Annotated in this window: 15 protein-coding genes; 9 read left to right on the forward strand and 6 right to left on the reverse strand. The window is 71.2% G+C overall.

What is annotated here, in order from left to right; translation table 11 throughout:
* Positions 1-18: 18 nt before the first annotated feature.
* Both V1634_RS17080 and V1634_RS17085 read right to left on the reverse strand, forming a co-directional pair.
* A complete protein-coding gene (locus V1634_RS17080; protein ID WP_331208822.1) occupies positions 19-1,230 on the reverse strand; it encodes a molybdopterin molybdotransferase MoeA in 1,212 nt (403 codons plus the stop codon).
* Positions 1,227-1,472, reverse strand: a complete 246-nt coding sequence (locus tag V1634_RS17085) for a DUF6457 domain-containing protein (protein WP_107267453.1) — start codon at positions 1,470-1,472, stop codon at positions 1,227-1,229. Before V1634_RS17085 ends, V1634_RS17080 begins: the two co-directional genes overlap by 4 nt.
* A 101-nt stretch (positions 1,473-1,573) precedes the next feature.
* Here V1634_RS17085 and V1634_RS17090 point away from each other — a divergent pair, with 101 nt between their 5' ends.
* Positions 1,574-2,947 carry an OFA family MFS transporter gene (locus V1634_RS17090; protein WP_331208823.1) on the forward strand — a complete coding sequence of 458 codons (1,374 nt, stop codon included), beginning with the start codon at positions 1,574-1,576 and terminating at the stop codon, positions 2,945-2,947.
* Between the two features lie 82 nt (positions 2,948-3,029).
* Positions 3,030-3,878: a formate dehydrogenase accessory sulfurtransferase FdhD gene (gene fdhD, locus V1634_RS17095; protein ID WP_331209117.1), complete on the forward strand. Its 849-nt coding sequence runs from the start codon at positions 3,030-3,032 to the stop codon at positions 3,876-3,878.
* Positions 3,879-4,142: 264 nt separating this feature from the next.
* On the opposite strand, the gene sucD is transcribed toward fdhD, so the two are convergent.
* Both sucD and sucC read right to left on the reverse strand, forming a co-directional pair.
* Entirely contained in the window at positions 4,143-5,018 is an 876-nt protein-coding gene (gene sucD / locus V1634_RS17100; RefSeq protein ID WP_331209118.1) for a succinate--CoA ligase subunit alpha, read from the reverse strand.
* Between the two features lie 5 nt (positions 5,019-5,023).
* Complete coding sequence (gene sucC / locus V1634_RS17105; RefSeq protein WP_331208824.1) at positions 5,024-6,202, reverse strand: ADP-forming succinate--CoA ligase subunit beta; 1,179 nt, start codon at positions 6,200-6,202, stop codon at positions 5,024-5,026.
* Between the two features lie 394 nt (positions 6,203-6,596).
* On the opposite strand from sucC, the gene frc reads away from it, so the two are divergent.
* From frc to V1634_RS17130, 5 genes are all read left to right on the forward strand, one after another.
* Positions 6,597-7,826, forward strand: coding sequence for a formyl-CoA transferase (gene frc / locus V1634_RS17110; RefSeq protein WP_331208825.1), 1,230 nt, complete (start codon positions 6,597-6,599; stop codon positions 7,824-7,826).
* A gap of 128 nt (positions 7,827-7,954) precedes the next feature.
* Complete coding sequence (locus V1634_RS17115; protein WP_331208826.1) at positions 7,955-10,120, forward strand: acetate--CoA ligase family protein; 2,166 nt, start codon at positions 7,955-7,957, stop codon at positions 10,118-10,120.
* A 258-nt stretch (positions 10,121-10,378) separates the two neighbouring features.
* The gene (locus V1634_RS17120; RefSeq protein ID WP_331208827.1) at positions 10,379-11,785 is read left to right on the forward strand and encodes an Nramp family divalent metal transporter; all 1,407 of its coding nucleotides are present in this window, start codon (positions 10,379-10,381) and stop codon (positions 11,783-11,785) included.
* A gap of 46 nt (positions 11,786-11,831) precedes the next feature.
* Positions 11,832-12,410: a hypothetical protein gene (locus V1634_RS17125; RefSeq protein ID WP_331208828.1), complete on the forward strand. Its 579-nt coding sequence runs from the start codon at positions 11,832-11,834 to the stop codon at positions 12,408-12,410.
* Positions 12,407-13,432, forward strand: coding sequence for a TerC family protein (locus V1634_RS17130; RefSeq protein ID WP_331208829.1), 1,026 nt, complete (start codon positions 12,407-12,409; stop codon positions 13,430-13,432). Before V1634_RS17125 ends, V1634_RS17130 begins: the two co-directional genes overlap by 4 nt.
* Positions 13,433-13,439: 7 nt before the next feature.
* Here V1634_RS17130 and V1634_RS17135 read toward each other — a convergent pair whose 3' ends face one another.
* Positions 13,440-13,649: a hypothetical protein gene (locus V1634_RS17135; protein WP_107257106.1), complete on the reverse strand. Its 210-nt coding sequence runs from the start codon at positions 13,647-13,649 to the stop codon at positions 13,440-13,442.
* A gap of 625 nt (positions 13,650-14,274) precedes the next feature.
* On the opposite strand from V1634_RS17135, the gene oxc reads away from it, so the two are divergent.
* Positions 14,275-16,008, forward strand: coding sequence for an oxalyl-CoA decarboxylase (gene oxc, locus V1634_RS17140; RefSeq protein ID WP_331208831.1), 1,734 nt, complete (start codon positions 14,275-14,277; stop codon positions 16,006-16,008).
* Between the two features lie 386 nt (positions 16,009-16,394).
* Positions 16,395-17,756 (forward strand): NAD-dependent succinate-semialdehyde dehydrogenase, encoded by a 1,362-nt coding sequence (locus V1634_RS17145; RefSeq protein WP_331208832.1) that lies wholly within the window; start codon positions 16,395-16,397, stop codon positions 17,754-17,756.
* Positions 17,757-17,872: 116 nt separating this feature from the next.
* Here the strand turns inward: V1634_RS17145 and V1634_RS17150 are convergent, their stop codons facing one another.
* Positions 17,873-18,634, reverse strand: coding sequence for a GntR family transcriptional regulator (locus tag V1634_RS17150; protein WP_331208833.1), 762 nt, complete (start codon positions 18,632-18,634; stop codon positions 17,873-17,875).
* Positions 18,635-18,650: the final 16 nt, after the last annotated feature.

The following is an 18,650-nucleotide window of genomic DNA, read 5'->3' on the forward strand; positions in this document are numbered from 1 at the left end:
TCGGACGGGGTCGCCGGCTCAGGCCGTGGCGGCGACGACCGGCCGGCACGGGAGCGGTGCCGGCGAGGCCAGCGCGGTTTCGGCGGCAGGCAGCGGAAGCAGCTCGACCTCGGCACCGGACCAGCCCGGCGGGACGACCGCGAGCGCGTCCGCCCCGGCGGCGCCCCAGAGTGAACCGGGGCGGTCGTGCCCGACCGGAAGCGCCGTCGCCCCGACCCGGGCCACCGGCACCAACCGGGTGTCCCGGTCGTGCGGTGCCACCGGCCCGGCCAGCGTCGCGGTCAGGGTCGCCGGTTCGGTACGCCCGGCCAGCCGGCCGAGCAGCGGAGAGAGCAGGGTCAGCGCGGCGACCAGGGCCGCGTACGGGTTGCCGGGCAGCCCGACCACGAACCGGCCGTCCGGCAGGCCGGCCAGGAGTTGGGGATGTCCCGGCCGGCAGGCGACGCCGCGTACCGGTACCTCGGCGGCGAGCGTGTCCAGGGCCCGGCGCAGGTGGTCGGCGGCGCCGGCCGAGGTGGCTCCGCAGACCACCAGCACGTCGGCGTCGGAGCGCAGCAACGCGGCGACCAGCGCCGAGGCGTCGTCGGCGATCCGGGTGGACCAGGCCAGCTCGGCTCCGGCGGCCCGGACCAGTCCCGGCAGCATCGGCCCGATCGCGTCCCGGACCTGTCCCGCCGTCGGGATGCCGGCGGTGCGCAGCTCCGCCCCGGTCACCACCATGCCGACCCGGGGGTGCCGGTGCACCGTCAGGGTGTCGTGGCCGAGACTGGCGGCCAGCCCGAGCACGACCGGGTTGACGACCGTGCCGGCGGGCAGCACCTCCTGGCCGACCGGACAGTCCTCGCCCCGGCGGCGTACGTGCCGGCCGGGCTCGATCCGGCCGTGCACCGTCCGGTCCGTCCGGGTGGCCCGCTCGTACGGCAGCACCGCGTCGGCGCCGGCCGGCACCACGGCACCGGTGCCGATCTCGACGGCGTCTCCGGCGGTCAGCGGGGTGGGGATGCCCGGATCTCCGGCCAGTACCCGCCCGGTGAGCTGCCACGGGCCGGGTCCGGCCACCGCGTACCCGTCCATCGCGGCGCTGTTGTAGGCGGGCAGTGCGCAGAGGGCGACGAGTGGGACCGCCAGGGCGGAGCCGACGGTCTCGGGCAGCGGCCGTTGTACGGCACCGAGGGGTCGGGCGGCGCTGCGGGCGTACCGCCGGGCCTCGGGCCAGGCGACGGCGCTCATCGCCCGGCGTCCCGCCGTGACCACTCCTGCGCGAGCCGGGTCAGCCGGTCCGCCGCCTCCGGCAGGGTGGCGCCCTGGCCCACCACCACGCCGAGCAGGAAGGCGCCGAGCGGTGCGGCCGGCCGGGTGACGCCGTGCGCGACGTCCCGGGCGACGTCGAGCACGAGCCGCTGGTCCAGCACCGCCGGGTCGAGCCCGAGTTCGTCGATGGCCTGTCGGGTCCATTCGTCCAGCACGCTCATGCCATCTCCTCGGTCCGCCGATCGACCTGGACAGTTGCCCGTCCGTGGTAGAGAATAGTGCACTCAACATACAGTATACAGTTGCCAGTTGGAGGCACCAGATGACGGACTCCAGCAACGACACGGCGGTGCGCGAGATCAGCGACCTCTACGGCCGCCGCTACCGCATCGGCGAGACCGACCACGCCCTGCTGGGCAGGTCCCGGGCGTGGATGCTGCTGCTGCCCTGGGCCGCCATGCTGGCGATCAGCCTGTTCCAGTACGGCTACGGCGCCGCGCTGCCCACCCTGATCGAGGCGAACGGCTGGAGCCTGTGGCAGGCGTTCGCAGTACTCGCGCTCTGGGTGGTCTGCCAGGCAGCCAGCTCGCCGCTGGCCGGGTGGTGGTACCAGCGGCTCGACGGCCGGCTGGCCGTACCGATGCTCGTCGGCGCCGCCTGCTGCCTCAGCGCACTGCTCACCCTGGCACACCGGGCCGACCTCGGCACCGTGCTGCTCGGCTACTCGGTGCTCGGCGGCGTCGGCGCCGGACTCGTCTACATGACCTGCATCGCCTGCGTCACCGAGTGGTTCCCGGAGCGGATCGCCGGCCGGGTGGCGGTGGTCAGCGCGGCGTTCGGCTACGGGTCGATCCCGTTCGTCGTGCTCGCCGGATACGGGCTGGACACCGGCAACCGGGCGAGCGTGCTGACCGGGACCGCCGTCGCCGTCTCCGTCGTGGTGGCCCTCTGCGGCGTGCTGATGCGCAAGCCGCCCCGCAACTGGTGGCCGGCGCACATCGACCCGCAGCGCTGGGCGGTCGACCGGCGGCTCAACCGCAGCATCCCGCACAACCGCCCCGCCGCCCGCCCCTACCCGCCCCGGGCGGCGGTACGCAGCGGCATGCTGCCGTTGATGTTCGTGGTGGTGGTACTCACCGCGACGATGGCGCTGTTCGACATCGCGTACCTGGCCGGTGCCGCGTACACCCAGGGGCTGCCGGCGCTGACCCTGGTGGCCGGGATCGGCGCGCTGGCCGCGTCGAACGGGATCGGGCGGGCGGTGACCAGTTCGCTCTCCGACAAGATCGGCCGACGCGGCACCCTGGGCCTCTCCCTGCTGGTCGGCGGCATCGCCCAGTTCGGCCTGCTCGCGGCGGCGGCCAGCGACAACCACCCGGCCGCCGTGGTCGGGTTCGCCGCGCTGGCCGGCGCCGGCACCGGGGCCGGGTACTCGCTGCTGGTCAGCCTCGTCCGGGACTGGTTCGGTGACGCCGCCACGGTGCCGAACTACGGCATCGTCTACACCGGCAAGGCCGTCGGCGGGCTGCTCGGCATCGTGCTCGCCGGGCTGGTGGTGACCACTCCGGACTCCGTGCTGCCGTTCCTGGTGGCCGGTTCGCTGGGGCTGTTCGGCGCGGCGCTGACCCGCTGGATGCGCCAGCCCGGACTGGCGATGGTCCGGCTGCCGTCGCCGCTGCGCGCCGACCGGCTCTAGGGCGGACAGGGGGCGGCCGGTCGCGCCGTGCGGCGGGGCCGACCGGACGGACGGGACAGCGCGAGGATCGGTGGTGGGCGGAATGGGACGGGTGACGAGCCGACGCCGGGTGGTCCGGATCGTCGACGGCGAGGTCAGCGAGCCGATGGACACGCTGGCGGCCGAGGAGCCACTGGAGATCCGGGTGAACGGGCGTTCCCTGGTGGTGACCATGCGGACCCCGGGTGACGACTTCGACCTGGCGGCCGGCTTCCTGGTCAGCGAGGGCGTGGTACGCGCCACCGGTGAGATCGCCGGCATCCGCTACTGCGCGGGCGCCACCGCCGACGGGGTGAACACCTACAACGTGGTCGACGTGGTACTGGCGGCCGGGGTGGCACCGCCGGACCCGTCGCTGGAGCGCAACTTCTACACCACGTCGTCCTGCGGGCTCTGCGGCAAGGCCAGCCTGGACGCGGTGCGTACCATCGCGGCCTGGTCGGTGGCGGACGACCCGCTCCGGCTCGACCCCGACGTGGTCAGCGCGCTGCCGGACACCCTGCGGGCCGCGCAGCGGGTCTTCGACCGGACCGGTGGCCTGCACGCGGCGGCACTCTTCTCCGCCGACGGGCGGCTGCACTGCCTGCGCGAGGACGTCGGCCGGCACAACGCGGTGGACAAGGTCGTCGGCTGGGCGCTGCGCAACGGCCGGGTGCCGCTGCGCGGCACGGTGCTGATGGTCAGCGGGCGGGCCTCGTTCGAACTGGTGCAGAAGGCGGTGATGGCCGGCATCCCGGCCCTGACCGCGGTCTCCGCGCCGTCGTCGCTCGCCGCCGACCTGGCCTCCGACGCCGGGCTCACCCTGGTCGGCTTCCTGCGCGGCAACTCGATGAACGTCTACGCCGGAGCGCACCGGCTGACCCGGCGGGCTCCGAACACCCTGTCGGCCTGACCTCCGAGCGGTTCGCCGCGGCCGTACCCCGGCCGCGGCGATCTCGTCGTGTGCGGTCCCGGCACCCGTCGGTGCCACGGGGACCGGTACCCCGGAGAGGCTGGCCGGGCCGGGCGGCGCGAGAGGTCCGGGCGGAGGTGTCGGCCTCCGCCCGGACCGGCGCCGACCTCTGGGGTACGGCGGTCGCCGGGTGCCGGTCGCGTCCGCCCGATCCGGCACCCGGCGTTCCCGCCGACGGTCAGCGCCTCGGTAACGCCTCGCGGATCAGCGCGCCAGCAACGTCTCGCGCATCAGCGCGGCGGTCTCGGACGGCGTCCGGCCGACCCGGACCCCGACCGCCTCCAGCGCCTCCTGCTTGGCCAGCGCCGTGCCGGACGACCCGGAGACGATCGCCCCGGCGTGCCCCATCGTCTTCCCCTCCGGCGCGGTGAATCCGGCGACGTAGCCGACCACCGGCTTGCTGACGTGCTCGGCGATGTACGCCGCCGCACGCTCCTCCGCGTCCCCGCCGATCTCGCCGATCATCACGATCGCCTCGGTCTCGGGATCGTCCTCGAACGCCTGGAGGCAGTCGATGTGCGTGGTGCCGACGATCGGGTCGCCGCCGATGCCGACACAGGTGGAGAAGCCGAAGTCACGCAGCTCGTACATCATCTGGTAGGTCAGGGTGCCGCTCTTGCTGACCAGGCCGATCCGGCCCCGCTTGGTGATGTCGGCCGGGATGATGCCGGCGTTGGACTGACCGGGACTGATCAGCCCCGGGCAGTTCGGCCCGATGATCCGGGTCTGGTTGCCGGTGCTCCGGGCGTACGCCCAGAACCCGGCGGTGTCGTGCACCGGGATGCCCTCGGTGAGCACCACGGCCAGGCCGAGGCGGGCGTCGACCGCCTCCACCACGGCCGCCTTGGCGAACCGGGGCGGTACGAAGACCACCGTGACGTCGGCGCCGGTCGCCCTGACCGCCTCGGCGCAGTTGTCGAAGACCGGGATGCCGTCGACGTCCCGGCCGCCCTTGCCCGGGGTGACCCCGGCGACGATGTTGGTGCCGGCGGCGACCATCCGGCGGGTGTGTCTGGTGCCCTCGGTGCCGGTGATGCCCTGGACCAGCACCCGGCTCTTCTCGGTGAGGAAGATTGCCATCGTCGTCACGCCCCCTTGCCGGCGAGTTCGGCGGCGAGCCGCGCCGCACCGTCCATCGTGTCCACCAGCCGTACGCCCGGCAGCGCCGCCTCGGTGAGGATCTGCCGCCCCTGCGCGGCGTTGTTGCCGTCGAGCCGGACGACCAGCGGCTTGCTGATCGTCTCGCCCCGGCCGGTGAGCAGCCCGACCGCCGCGACGATGCCGTCGGCGACCGCGTCGCACGCGGTGATCCCGCCGAAGACGTTGACGAAGACGCTGCCTACGTCGGGATCACCGAGGATGATCTCCAGGCCGTTCGCCATCACCTCGGCCGAGGCGCCGCCGCCGATGTCGAGGAAGTTGGCCGGCCTCACCCCGCCGTACTGCTCGCCGGCGTAGGCGACCACGTCGAGGGTGCTCATCACCAGACCGGCGCCGTTTCCGATCACTCCGACGGAGCCGTCCAGCTTGACGTAGTTGAGGTGTTTCTCGGCGGCCCTGGCCTCCAGCGGGTCGGTGGCGCTGACGTCGACGTACTGCGGGTGCCCGGGCTGGCGGAACCGGGCGTTGTCGTCCAGCGTCACCTTGCCGTCCAGCGCCCGTACGCTGCCGTCGGCCAGCCGGGCCAGCGGGTTGATCTCGACCAGGGTGGCGTCCTCGGAACGGAACACGTGCCAGAGCCGGACGAGCACCCGGGCCACGTCCTCGCGTACCTCGTCGGGCAGGCCGGCGTCGGCGGCCAACCGGCGCGCGCTGTCCAGGTCGAACCCGTCGCCCGGGTCCACCCGGGCCCGGGCCAGCGCCGCCGGGTTCTCCGCCGCCACCTGCTCGATCTCGACGCCGCCCTGCGCGGAGGCGAGGGCCAGGAACGACCGGTCGGACCGGTCGAGCAGGAACGACACGTAGTACTCGTCGACGATGTCGCTGGCCTCGGTGACCAGTACCCGGTGCACGGTGTGGCCCTTGATGTCCATGCCGAGGATCCGGGTGGCGACCTCCCGGGCCGCGTCCGGTCCGTCGGCCAGTTTGACTCCGCCGGCCTTGCCCCGGCCGCCGGTCTTGACCTGTGCCTTGACCACCACCCGGCCACCGATCTCGGTGGCGGCGGCGTGTGCCTCGTCGGGGGTGCTGGCCACCCGGTTGCGGCTGACCGGTACGCCGTGCTTGGCGAAGAGTTCCTGTGCCTGGTGCTCCAACAGGTCCACCGGGCCTCCCTTCTTCTCGACCTTCGGTGGGTTGCCTCCGACGGCCCGCCGGTGGCTGCCGGCCGGGCGGGCGGAGAGACGGGGGAGTGGAGAACGGACCGGGTGTGGAGATCGGACCGGGGTTGGGGTGCCGGGGAGCGGATCGGGCTCTGGCCCGCGCTGATGAACCGGGGGGTCGCACCGCCTGGGCCTCGCTGACTTCGGCGGAAAACGTCCCGCTACCCCCTAGACACCCCGCTGTTACATGCGCCACGATATTGCCTACCCCATACGGTATGCAATCCCGAGGAGGGGCGGACCGGGTCACCGGTCCACGGCAACCGCTACGGCAGGGCAACCGAGGCATCAGCTCCACGGCCGGCAGTGCCGGGCGGGGCGCGCACAGGAGGTTGGAATGGGTAAGGCGCTGGAGGGCGTACGGGTCCTCGACATGACACACGTACAGTCCGGCCCCTCGTCCACGCAGATCCTGGCGTGGCTGGGCGCGGACGTGATCAAGTTGGAGGCACCGGGCCAGGGTGACATCACCCGGACCCAGCTACGTGACATCCCGGACGTCGACAGCCTCTACTTCACCATGCTCAACGGCAACAAGCGCAGCATCACGCTGAACATGAAGCACGAGCAGGGCAAGGAGGTCTTCACCCGGCTGGTCTCCGGAGTGGACATCCTGGTGGAGAACTTCGGCCCCGGCGTGGTGGAGCGGTTCGGCTTCCCCTGGGAGCGGCTACAGGAGATCAACCCCGGCCTGGTCTACGCCTCGATCAAGGGCTTCGGGCCGGGCCGATACGCCAACTTCAAGGCGTACGAGGTGATCGCCCAGGCGATGGGCGGTGCGATGAGCACCACCGGCTTCGAGGACGGGCCGCCGACCGCGACCGGAGCGCAGATCGGCGACTCCGGCACCGGCATCCACCTGGTCGCCGGCATCCTCGCCGCGCTCTACCAGCGCACCCACACCGGGCGGGGCCAGCGGGTGCAGGTCGCCATGCAGGACGCGGTGCTCAACCTCTGCCGGGTCAAGCTGCGCGACCAGCAGCGGCTGGCGCACGGCCCGCTGGGGGAGTACCCGAACGAGACCTTCGGCGACGAGGTGCCGCGCTCCGGCAACGCCTCCGGCGGCGGCCAGCCCGGCTGGGCGGTGCGCTGTGCCCCCGGCGGGCCGAACGACTACATCTACGTGATCATCCAACCGGTGGGCTGGAAGCCGCTCTGCGAACTGATCGGCAAGCCCGAGCTGGCCGACGACCCCGCCTGGAACACCCCGCAGGTGCGCCTCTCCAAACTCGACAAGGCGTTCGCGCTGATCGAGGAGTGGACCGAGCGGCACACCAAGCAGGAGGTGATGGAGAAGCTCAACGCGTACAACATCCCGTGCGGGCCGATTCTGTCGACCAGGGAGCTGATCGAGGACGAGACCCTCGCCCAGCTCGGCTCGGTGGTCGAGGTGGCACACCCCGCGCGGGGGGCGTACAAGACCGTCGGCAACCCGATCAAGCTCTCCGACTCGCACGTCGAGGTGGAGCGCTCGCCGCTGCTCGGCGAGCACACCGTCCAGGTCCTCGGCGAGCTGGGCTACTCCGAGGAGCAGGTCGGGGAGCTGCGCGCCGCCGGCGCCGTCTGAGCGGCCGGGCGCCGCGCCGACGGCGCCCGGCCACCCGCACCGCCACCACCGCTCGCGTCCGACCAGAACCCGCACGTTCCCGGCCCGCCGGCCCCGCCGGCACCGGCGTTGTTGAAGGAGACGACGTAATGCCAACCAACGACAGCAGCTACGACCGCGAGGCAGTGCGGCGGGTGCTGGACCAGGCCGCCGCGGAGGGCCGCAGTTCGCTGACCGCCCCCGAGGGGCGGCTGGTGGTCGAGGCGTACGGGATCGCCACCCCGGGTGAGGGTCTGGCCGGCAGCGCCGAGGAGGCGGTGGCGCTGGCCGAGCGGATCGGCCTGCCGGTGGTACTGAAGATCGTCTCACCGGACATCCTGCACAAGACCGAGGCCGGCGGCGTGCTGGTCGGCCTGCGCACCGCCGAGGAGGTGGCTTCCGGGTACGACACGATCCTCGGAAACGCGCGGGCGTACAAGGCGGATGCCAAGATCGTCGGGGTGCAGGTGCAGCAGCAGCTCGACTCCGGCCACGAGGTCATCGTCGGTACGGTCACCGACCCGACCTTCGGCAAGGTGGTCGCGTTCGGGCTCGGCGGCGTACTCGTCGAGGTGCTCAAGGACGTCCAGTTCCGGCTCGCCCCGACCGACACCGACACCGCGCTGTCGATGATCGACGGGATCGCCGCGGCCGAGATCCTGCGCGGCGTACGCGGCGCCGAGCCGGCCAACCGGGAGGTGCTGGCCGACCTGGTCGTCCGGCTGTCGAACCTGGTCACCGACTTCCCCGAGCTGGCCGAGGTGGACCTGAACCCGGTGCTGGCCACCGCCGCCGGTGCGACCGCGGTCGACGTGCGGATCCTGGTCGACCCGGCCGCCGCCGTGCAGCCCGAGCGGTTCACCGACGAGGAGATCCTGGCCAGCATGAACCGGATCATGCGGCCCGCCTCGGTCGCCGTGATCGGTGCCTCCGCCGAGGCCGGCAAGATCGGCAACTCGGTGATGAAGAACCTGGTCAACGGCGGCTACCAGGGCGAGATCTACCCGATCAACCCGAAGGCCAGCGAGATCCTCGACCGCAAGGCGTTCAGGAGCATCGCCGACGTGCCCGGCCCGGTCGACGTGGCGGTCTTCGCCATCCCGGCCAAGTTCGTGCCGCAGGCGCTGGCCGAGGTCGGCGCCAAGGGCGTGGCCGGGGCGATCCTGATCCCGTCCGGCTTCGGCGAGACCGGCAACCACGAGTTGCAGGCCGAGGTCGTCAGGATCGCTCGCGAACACGGGGTACGCATCCTCGGGCCGAACATCTACGGCTACTACTACACCCCGGAGAACCTCTCGGCGACATTCTGCACCCCGTACGACGTCAAGGGCGGGGTGGCGCTCTCCTCGCAGAGCGGCGGCATCGGGATGGCGATCCTCGGCTTCAGCCGGGCCGCCCGGATGGGCGTCTCCGCGATCGTCGGGGTCGGCAACAAGGCCGACATCGACGAGGACGACCTGCTGACCTTCTTCGAGAGCGACCCGAACACCCAGCTCATCGCCATGCACCTGGAGGACCTCAAGGACGGCCGCTCGTTCGCCGACACCGCCCGCCGGGTCTCGAAGACCAAGCCGGTGGTGGTGCTCAAGGCGGGCCGCACCGACCAGGGCGCCAAGGCGGCCAGCTCGCACACCGGCGCGCTGGCCGGCAACGACAAGGTCTACGACGACATCCTGCGCTCCAACGGCGTGATCCGGGCCCCCGGCCTGAACGACCTGCTGGAGTACGCCCGGGGCATCCCGCTGCTGCCCACCCCGCAGGGCGAGAACGTCGTCATCATCACCGGCGCCGGCGGTTCCGGGGTACTGCTCTCGGACGCCTGCGTGGACAACAAGCTCACCCTGATGGAGATCCCGCCGGACCTGGACGAGGCGTTCCGCAAGTTCATCCCGCCGTTCGGCGCGGCCGGCAACCCGGTGGACATCACCGGCGGCGAGCCGCCCTCCACCTACCGCAACACCATCGCCCTGGGTCTGTCCGACCCCCGCATCCACTCGCTGATCCTCGGCTACTGGCACACCATCGTCACCCCGCCGATGGTCTTCGCCGAGCTGGTCGTCGACGTGGTCGAGGAGTTCCGGGCCAAGGGCATCCACAAGCCGGTGGTCGCCTCCCTCGCCGGGGACGTCGAGGTCGAGGAGGCCAGCGAGCACCTGTACCGGCACGGGATCGTCGCCTATCCGTACACCACGGAGAAGCCGGTCGCGGTGCTCGGCGCCAAGTACCGGTGGGCACGTTCCGCCGGTCTGCTGGGCGGCCAACCGGACGGCCGCTGAGCGATGCACGACAGTTCCACCCGACCGGGCAGTTGGAGGGGCCACTAAGCGACACGGCGACCCGCTCCGCGGCCAAGGGTCAACGGACACAAGCGTCGGAACCGGCCCGTCCTCCGGTTCCGTACGACGTCACAGTCCCCAGGAGGTCCAGCGTGGACGCTTCGAACAGCCCTTACCCAACTCAGCCGACAAGTACCACCCCGGCGGCCGGCACCGCCCACCGAGGAACGGGTGTGGCGGGCCGGAAAACTCGAACCGATGCCGATCCGGGAGCTGCCCAAGGCTCCGCCCTCGGTCCACCTGCTCGGCCCGACGGTGTTCCTCGTCGCGCTCGGCGTGGGCATGGGCGAGTCGTACATGTGGCCCCGGCTGGTCCTGATCTTCGGACCGGAGATCCGGTGGCTCTTCCTGATCGGTGTCACCCTGCAGGCCTTCGTGATGCTGGAGATGGCCCGGTACGCGATGGCCACCGGAGAGAGCATCTTCTTCGGGGCCGCCCGGGTCTTCAAACCACTGATGTGGTTCTTCTTCAGCGTGGCGATCCTGGTCTACATCTGGCCCGGACACCTCTCCACCGGCGCCGCCGCCTTCGAGGAGGTGACCGGAATACCCTGGACGGTCAGTGCCTGTGTCGGGCTGATCCTCGTCGGCGTGGTGTTCAGCCTGGCAAAGGTGATCTACCCGCTGCTGGAGAGCCTGCTCGGTCTCCTGATCGGCGTACTCGTGGTCGGCACCTCGGTGGTCGCCTCGATCGTCGGTCAGTGGAGCGACGTCACCTCGACCCTCGCCGGGATGTTCCACTTCGGCTACCTGCCCAGCGAGGCGATGTCGGCGGCCTGGTTCCCGGTGATCGTCGGTGCGATCGCCTTCGCCGGCCCGTCCGGGATGCAGCAGATGTGGTACACGCTGCACCTGCGGGACTCCGGTGCCGGCATGGGCGCGCACATCCCGAAGATCCGCGGCCTGCGGCACGCGGGTGAGCAGGAGGAGATGCCCTCCCGCGGCTTCATGTTCGACACCGACAACCCAGAGGAGATGAAGAAGTGGAAGGGCTGGCGGCGCTGGGTCACCTTCGACGCCCTGCTGCTCTTCTGGGGCGTCACGATGCTGGTCACCATCTCCTTCACGGTGCTGGCCCAGACCGCCGTCCGGGAGAACCCGGGCGTCGGGGACGTGATCCGCGACGGTGAGCGGGAGGCGGCGCTGACCGCGATGGCCGACGCGTTCGCCTCGGCCGGAGCGCCGGTGCTGCACGGGGTCTTCCTCGGGTTCATCGCGCTGATCGGTCTCAACGCCACGCTCGGCCTCTTCGACTCGTTCTCCCGGGGCCAGGCGGACATGACCTACCACTTCGTACCCGGGGCCAAGCGGTTCAGCATGTCGAAGCTGTACGCCGGGTTCCTCTGGGGCGTCATCACGTTCGGCATCCTGATCCTGAACTTCGGTCCGGCGGACGGCCCGGGGGCGATCCTCGACGTCCTGGCCTTCCTCTCCACCTTCGCGATGGGCGCGTACTGCGTCGTCCTGCTGCTGGTGAACAACCGGATGTTGCCGAAGCCGATCCGGCCGGGCATCGTGCAGAACGCGGTGATCGGGTTCGGCGCGGTGTTCTATCTCGGCATGCTGATCTACAGCCTCGTCCGGTTCGGCGTGGTCATCGACTGAGGTGGCCGGGAGGAGTTGTCATGACCAAGCGGATTGAGAGGACGCCATGACCGGCGGCAAAGTACGCCACCTCGGTGAGCTCGCCCTGCCGGGAGCCGGCATCGGGGCGACCGCCGGGGTGGCGGCCGGCGGGCTCGCCCTGCTCGCCGGCCAGCCGGTCGGCTGGGCCCTGGCCACCGGCCTGGGGCTCGGCCTGCCGCTGGTGTTGCTCGGCGGCGGCTTCGGGCTGCTGCTGGGCAGCGGAGTCGCCTCACCGGGCGTCTTCGCCCCGGCGGCGCTCTACTGGTTCATCGGGTTCCCGGTGGCCCGGGTCACCCACGAGATGCTGGTCGGCCTGATGGTCGTCGGCCGGCCGGCGCTGCCGCCGGACCTGCCCGGCTTCCTGGCCTACCAGGCGATCGTGAGCCTCGGCTTCGCGATCGGGTTCAGCTGGCTGCACGAGCGGATCGCACCGGGCTGGCTGCGCCGGATCCGGCACCGCAACCCGGCCGCCGACCGGTTGTACGCCTTCTACCTGCGGCACGCCGAGGCGCAGTGGAAGGCCCGGGAGAGTCGTCGGCGGGCCCGGGCCGCCGGTCGGGGTAACGGCCGACCGGCCCTGATCCGAGCAAAGGGAGAGTCATGAACCTGCCGGTCTGGGTATGGGCCGTGACGATCGTCGGCTTCCTCGCGATGATCGCCTTCGACTTCTACCTGGTCGCCCGCAATCCGCGCGAGCCGGCCTTCCGGGAGTGCGTGGCCTGGGTGAGCTTCTACGTGCTGGCCGCGATCGCCTTCGGGTTCGTCGTGATGGGGACGGCCGGGGTCAGCTACGGAGGGCAGTTCTTCGCCGGCTGGCTCACCGAGTACTCGCTCAGCGTCGACAACCTGTTCGTCTTCATCATCATCATGAGCCGGTTCGCGGTGCCGGTCCGGTACCGGCAGAAGGTGCTGCTGATCGGCATCGTGCTGGCGCTGCTGATGCGGGGCATCTTCATCGCGGCGGGCGCCCAGGCGGTTGCCCGGTTCGACTGGCTCTTCTACCTGTTCGGCGCGTTCCTGATCTACACCGCGATCAAGTTGGTCGGTCCGCAGCAGGAGGACGAGTTCTCCGAGAACCTCGCCCTCCGTACGGCGAAGCGGATCCTGCCGACCACGGAGTCGTACCGGGGCGCGTCGGTCTTCGTCCGGGTGAACGGTCGGCGGATGGTGACGCCGATGTTGATCGTCATGATCGCCATCGGCACCACCGACCTGCTGTTCGCGCTCGACTCGATCCCGGCGATCTTCGGCCTGACCCAGGAGCCGTACCTGGTCTTCACCGCGAACACGTTCGCGCTGATGGGCCTGCGGCAGCTCTACTTCCTGCTCGGTGGCCTGCTCGACCGGTTGGTGTACCTCAGCAAGGGCCTGGCGTTCATCCTGGCCTTCATCGGCGTCAAGCTCGTGCTGGAGGCGGCGCACCACGACGGGGTCTCCTGGGCACCGTCGGTGCCGATCGCCGTCTCGCTCGGGGTCATCGTCGGTACGCTGCTGGTCACCACCGTGGCGAGCCTGGCGAAGTCCCGGCGGGACGAGTCGCGACGGCTGTCCGCCGCCACGGAGGGGGTGGGGGCCGAGGCCCCCGATGCCCGCGACACCGTGACGGCGGACCGGGACGGGCTCTGACCGGTCGTCAGACCTTGATCAGGTCTTCGTCCGAAGCGGAGCCACGGAGGAAGCGCTCGATCTCCTCGTCGCTCGGCCGGGCGGCCCGACGCTGGTTCTCCAGCGCGGCCGCCAGGCCGAGCCCGAGGGAGCGGCCGTCAGCCGGGAATCCGGTCGGCAGGGCCAGCCGGTCGGAGAGTCGGGTCAGGGAACGTGCGAACGTTCGCCAGGTGGTCATGACAGCATCACTCCTGCTTGTCGGTCTTCCCGGGAAACGACGCTTCCCGGGACCGTGCGCACCGGACCGGACGGCTTGAGACCGTCCGGGACGGTGGTCCGGCAGGACACCCGGGTGTGCCTGGTGGGGCCGGGCACACCCCGGGTCGCCGGATCTTCGCCGTCACGCCTCGTCGCGTGGCGGCCGGTTCTATGTCTGTCGCCGGAGCGATGACCGGCGGGGGTCGCCCGCGGCGGCCGTGCGGGGCCGCAGCCTGGCGGCCCGGTCGGTGGTGAGAACGGTATGCCGGCCTCTCCTCTGTGGAGCTACCCGGTGCCGTATCACCACAAACCCTCTGCTCGTCCTGTCCGGCGACAGGTCCTTGTTCGACGGTTCCAGGATACCGCCTTCGGTATACAAAAAACCGATCCAGTGACCAAAGCCACCGCGTCGCCGCCCGGTCCACGACCGCCAGCTCGACGCCGGTACGGGCCGGGCTGCCCGGAAAACGTCTCTGCCACCCCTAGACACCCCGCTGTCACATGGTCCACGATTATTGCCTACCCCATACGGTATGCACTTCTCGGGACGGCGAGGGGAAGGACGTCGCTTCCCGCGCGCACGACGATGATGGAGGACTCTGATCATGACCATCGCTTCCCTCCGGGAGTCAGAAGCCGACGGCCTGGTAAGTGCCAAGCAGCTCACCGACGGGATCCACCTGGTCGTCGACGCGCTCAAGCTCAACGAGGTTGACGCCATCTACGGCGTCGTCGGCATCCCGATCACCGACCTGGCCCGCCTGGCGCAGGCGTCCGGCATCCGCTTCATCGGCTTCCGGCACGAGAGCGCTGCCGGACACGCGGCGGCGGCGGCCGGGTTCCTGACGAAGAAGCCGGGAATCTGCCTGACGGTCTCCGCTCCGGGGTTCCTCAACGGGCTGGTGGCCCTGGCCAACGCCACGGTGAACTGCTTCCCGATGGTGCAGATCTCCGGCTCCAGCGAGCGGCACCTCGTCGACCTGCAACGGGGCGACTACGAGGAGATGGACCAGCTGGCGGCGGCGCGGCAGTTCGCCAAGGCGGCATACCGGGTACACCGGGCGGAGGACATCGGCCGCGGCGTGGCCCGCGCGATCCGCACCGCCGTCTCCGGACGACCGGGCGGGGTCTACCTCGACATCCCGGCCGCGGTCCTCGGCGAGGTCATCGACGCGGACCTGGGCGCGGCGTCGCTGTGGCGGGTCGTCGACCCGGCACCGCGCCAGGTGCCCGAACCCGCGGCCCTGGACCGGGCGATCGAACTGCTCGCCAGCGCGGAGCGGCCGCTCGTCGTGCTCGGCAAGGGCGCCGCGTACGCGCAGGCGGACGAGCAGATCCGGCAGTTCGTCGAACTTACCGGCGTGCCCTACCTGCCCATGTCGATGGCGAAGGGCCTGCTGCCGGACGACCACCCGCAGTCGGTAGCCAGCACCCGGTCACTGGCCCTGCGCCGGGCCGACGTCGTGCTGCTGGTCGGTGCGCGCCTGAACTGGCTGCTCGGACACGGCGACGCACCGCAGTGGAACCCGGACGCCAAGTTCATCCAGGTGGACATCGCCAGCACCGAGCTGGACAGCAACCAGCCCATCGCGGCGCCGCTCGTCGGTGACGTCGGCTCGGTGATGCAGGCTCTGATCGACCGGACCAAGCCCGGCCAGATCGCCGTTCCGGCACAGTGGCGGGACGAGCTTTCGGCCCGCTCCGCGGAGAACGTCGGCAAGATGGCCAAGCGCCTCAAGGCCGCCGAGACGGCACACCCGATGAAGTTCCTCGGCGCCTTGCAGGCCATCCGGGACGTCCTGCGGGAGAACCCGCAGACGTACGTGGTCAACGAGGGCGCGAACGCGCTCGACCTGGCCCGCAACACGATCGGTATGCAGGTGCCGCGACACCGCCTGGACAGCGGCACCTGGGGCGTGATGGGCATCGGCATGGGGTACGCGATCGCCGCCGCGGTCGAGAGCGGAGATCCGGTCGTCGCCATCGAGGGCGACAGCGCGTTCGGGTTCAGCGGCATGGAGCTGGAGACGATCTGCCGCTACGGCCTGCCCGTCGTCACGATCGTGCTGAACAACAGCGGCGTCTACCGCGGCGACGAGGGGTCGACCTCCGCGGACCCGGCACCGACCGCGCTGCGGGCCCGGCACGATCTCATGATCGCCGCATTCGGCGGGAAGGGCTATCGGGCGACGACGCCGGCAGAGGTCACCGCCGCCCTGCGCGAGGCCCTGGCGCTGGGCAAGCCCGCGCTCATCGACTGTGTCATCGACCCCACCGACGGAACCGAGAGCGGCAACATCGCCCACCTCAACCCCAAGGGCATCACGGTACAGCGGTGAGGACGAGCGCCACCCCCGCACCGCACGGTGCGGGGGCGACGACTGGGCGGCACCGTACCGCCCCGGCCGCCGACGAACGTCCCGCTCGGCTGCCTCGGCCGGCTCACGCATCCTGAGCAACGACAACTCCAGCCACCGCTCCGACGAACCCGCGGCGTGGGTGGGCGCCCCGCCGATGCGCGATCGCGTACTCGCCGTGGCGCGGAGGGCGTCCCCGCATCGTGGTCGGGCCGCCCGGCGAACCGCCGCCCGGATGCCGACCGCCCGTGCCGATCCGTACGGGCGGCCGGCGAAGCCTCGCATCCGGCAAGCCTGTGCACAGCATGCAGGCGTAATCACAGAGTGTCCCGGCACAGCGCTGGTAGAGAACGGAGGCGTGGATCCCTATGTACACAGTTACCGACCCGGCGACAGGTGAACTGATCGAGAAGATCGAGAACGCGACCGAGGCGGAGGTGCGTGCGGCGATCGAGCGCGTCCACCGTGGGTACCTGGCGTGGCGGCGCCGGCCGGTCGCCGAGCGGGCCAGCATCGTGTCCCGGGCGGCGGACCTGTTCGCCGAGCGCGCCGACGAGCTGGCGGCGACGATGACGCTGGAGATGGGTAAGCGGGTCAACGAGGGCCGCGGTGAGATCGGCGTCGTCGTCGACATCTTCCGGTACTACGCCGACAACGGTCCCGCGCTGCTGGCCGACGAGCCGCTGGAGATCAAGGGTGGCAGGGCCGTCATCACCAAGAACCCCATCGGGCCGCTGCTCGGCGTCATGCCGTGGAACTTCCCCTGCTATCAGATCGCCAGGTTCGCGGCACCGAACCTGGTCCTCGGGAACACGATCCTGCTGAAACATGCCTCGATCTGCCCCCGGTCGGCCGTCGCGATCGAGCGGATCCTGCACGACGCCGGGGTGCCCGAGGACGTGTACGTGAACATCTTCGCGTCCAGCGCGCAGGTCCCGCGGATACTCGCGGACCCCCGCATCCAGGGGGTTTCGCTGACCGGCAGCGAGCGGGCGGGCATCTCGGTCGCCGCCGAGGCCGGGAAGAACCTGAAGCGGGTCGTCCTGGAGTTGGGTGGTTCCGACCCGCTGATCCTGCTGGACACCGACGACATGGAGCAGACGGTGCGGGCCACCGCGACCGCCCGGATGCGCAACTGCGGGCAGTCGTGCAACTCGCCGAAGCGGATGATCGTGCTCGCCGACATCTACGAGGAGTTCGTCGAGCGGCTGACCGCGCATGTGGCCGAGACCTATCTGCCGGGTGACCCCGGCGATCCCGCCACGAAGTTGCCGCCGCTGGCCTCGGTCGCGGCGGCCGACGAGGTCGCCGGTCAGGTCGAGAAGGCGGTCCGGCAGGGCGCGACGCTGCGTACCGGTGGACGTCGCATCGACCGCCCCGGCGCCTATCTCGAAGCCACCGTACTCACCGACGTGACCCGCGACATGGACGCCTACTACGAGGAGATCTTCGGCCCGGTGGTGCTGGTCTTCCGCGCGGAGACCGAGGAGGAAGCGGTCGCGATCGCGAACGACTCGCCGTTCGGGCTCGGCGCCAGCGTCTGGGGTACGGATCCCGAGCGGTTGCGCCGGGTTGCCGGGCAGATCGAGTCCGGCATGGTGTATCTGAACAGCGCCGGAGGGTCGCAGGCCGACCTGCCGTTCGGCGGGATCAAGCGCTCCGGGATGGGCCGGGAACTCGGCCCGGCGGGCATCGAGGAGTTCATGAACAAGAAATCCATCCGGCTGTGAAAGGGTGCCGGCCGGGTTAGGACACCGGCCACCGCCCAGACAGCGGTCCGCCGGAAACGCCGCACGTCCCGTCGGGAGTCGACGGGACGTGCGGCGCGACTGTGCGGGGGAGCGGGTCAGCCCAGCGCTTCCCGCTCGGCGGCCTCCTTGCGGCGCTGGTGGTAGCTCTCCCGGGTGCGCTCGGTGTGCTTGCGCATCAGCTCGCCGGCCCGCCGGCCGTTGCGGCTGGCGATCACCTCGATCAGCTCCGCGTGCTCGTCCCAGGCCTCCCGGCCCCGGGACCGGGCGATCGGGGAGTAATACCACCGCACCCGCCGGTCGACCATCGCGATCAGTTCGGCGAGGACCTTGTTGCCGGACATCTCCACCACGTACGCGTGCAGCGCCGCGTTCGCGTCGACCAGCTCCACCTGGTCGTCGTCGTGCAGCGCCTTCTCGCCGGCGGCCTGCAGCTCGCGCAGCCGCTCGATCTGCTCCGGCGTGGCCTGCCGGGCCGCCAGCCGGGCCGACTCGGATTCCAGCAGGGTACGGGTGGCGAGGAGCTGGTCGGCCTCCTCCTCGGTCGGCACGTGCACGAACGCGCCGAGCGCCGGGCGCAGGTCCACCCAGCCCTCGCTCTGCAACCGTTGCAGCGCCTCCCGGACCGGTTGCCGGCTGACCCCGAGCTGGGCCGCGAGTTCGTTCTCGACCAGGTGCTCGCCGGGCCGCAGCTCGCGGTTGATGATCATCTCAGCGATGACGTCGTAGACCGCCTGGCGCAGCGGTGCGGGCCGTTCCAGGGGCTGCCGGGCGGCCCGTGGCTCGCGACGGGCCGAGGCGAGCCGTCGTCGACCACCATTGCCGCCGGCGGGCGAGGCCGAGCCTCCCCATTCGGTCATGGACTACCTCCGGCTG

Source organism: Plantactinospora veratri (assembly GCF_036421995.1).
Classification (GTDB): domain Bacteria; phylum Actinomycetota; class Actinomycetes; order Mycobacteriales; family Micromonosporaceae; genus Plantactinospora; species Plantactinospora veratri.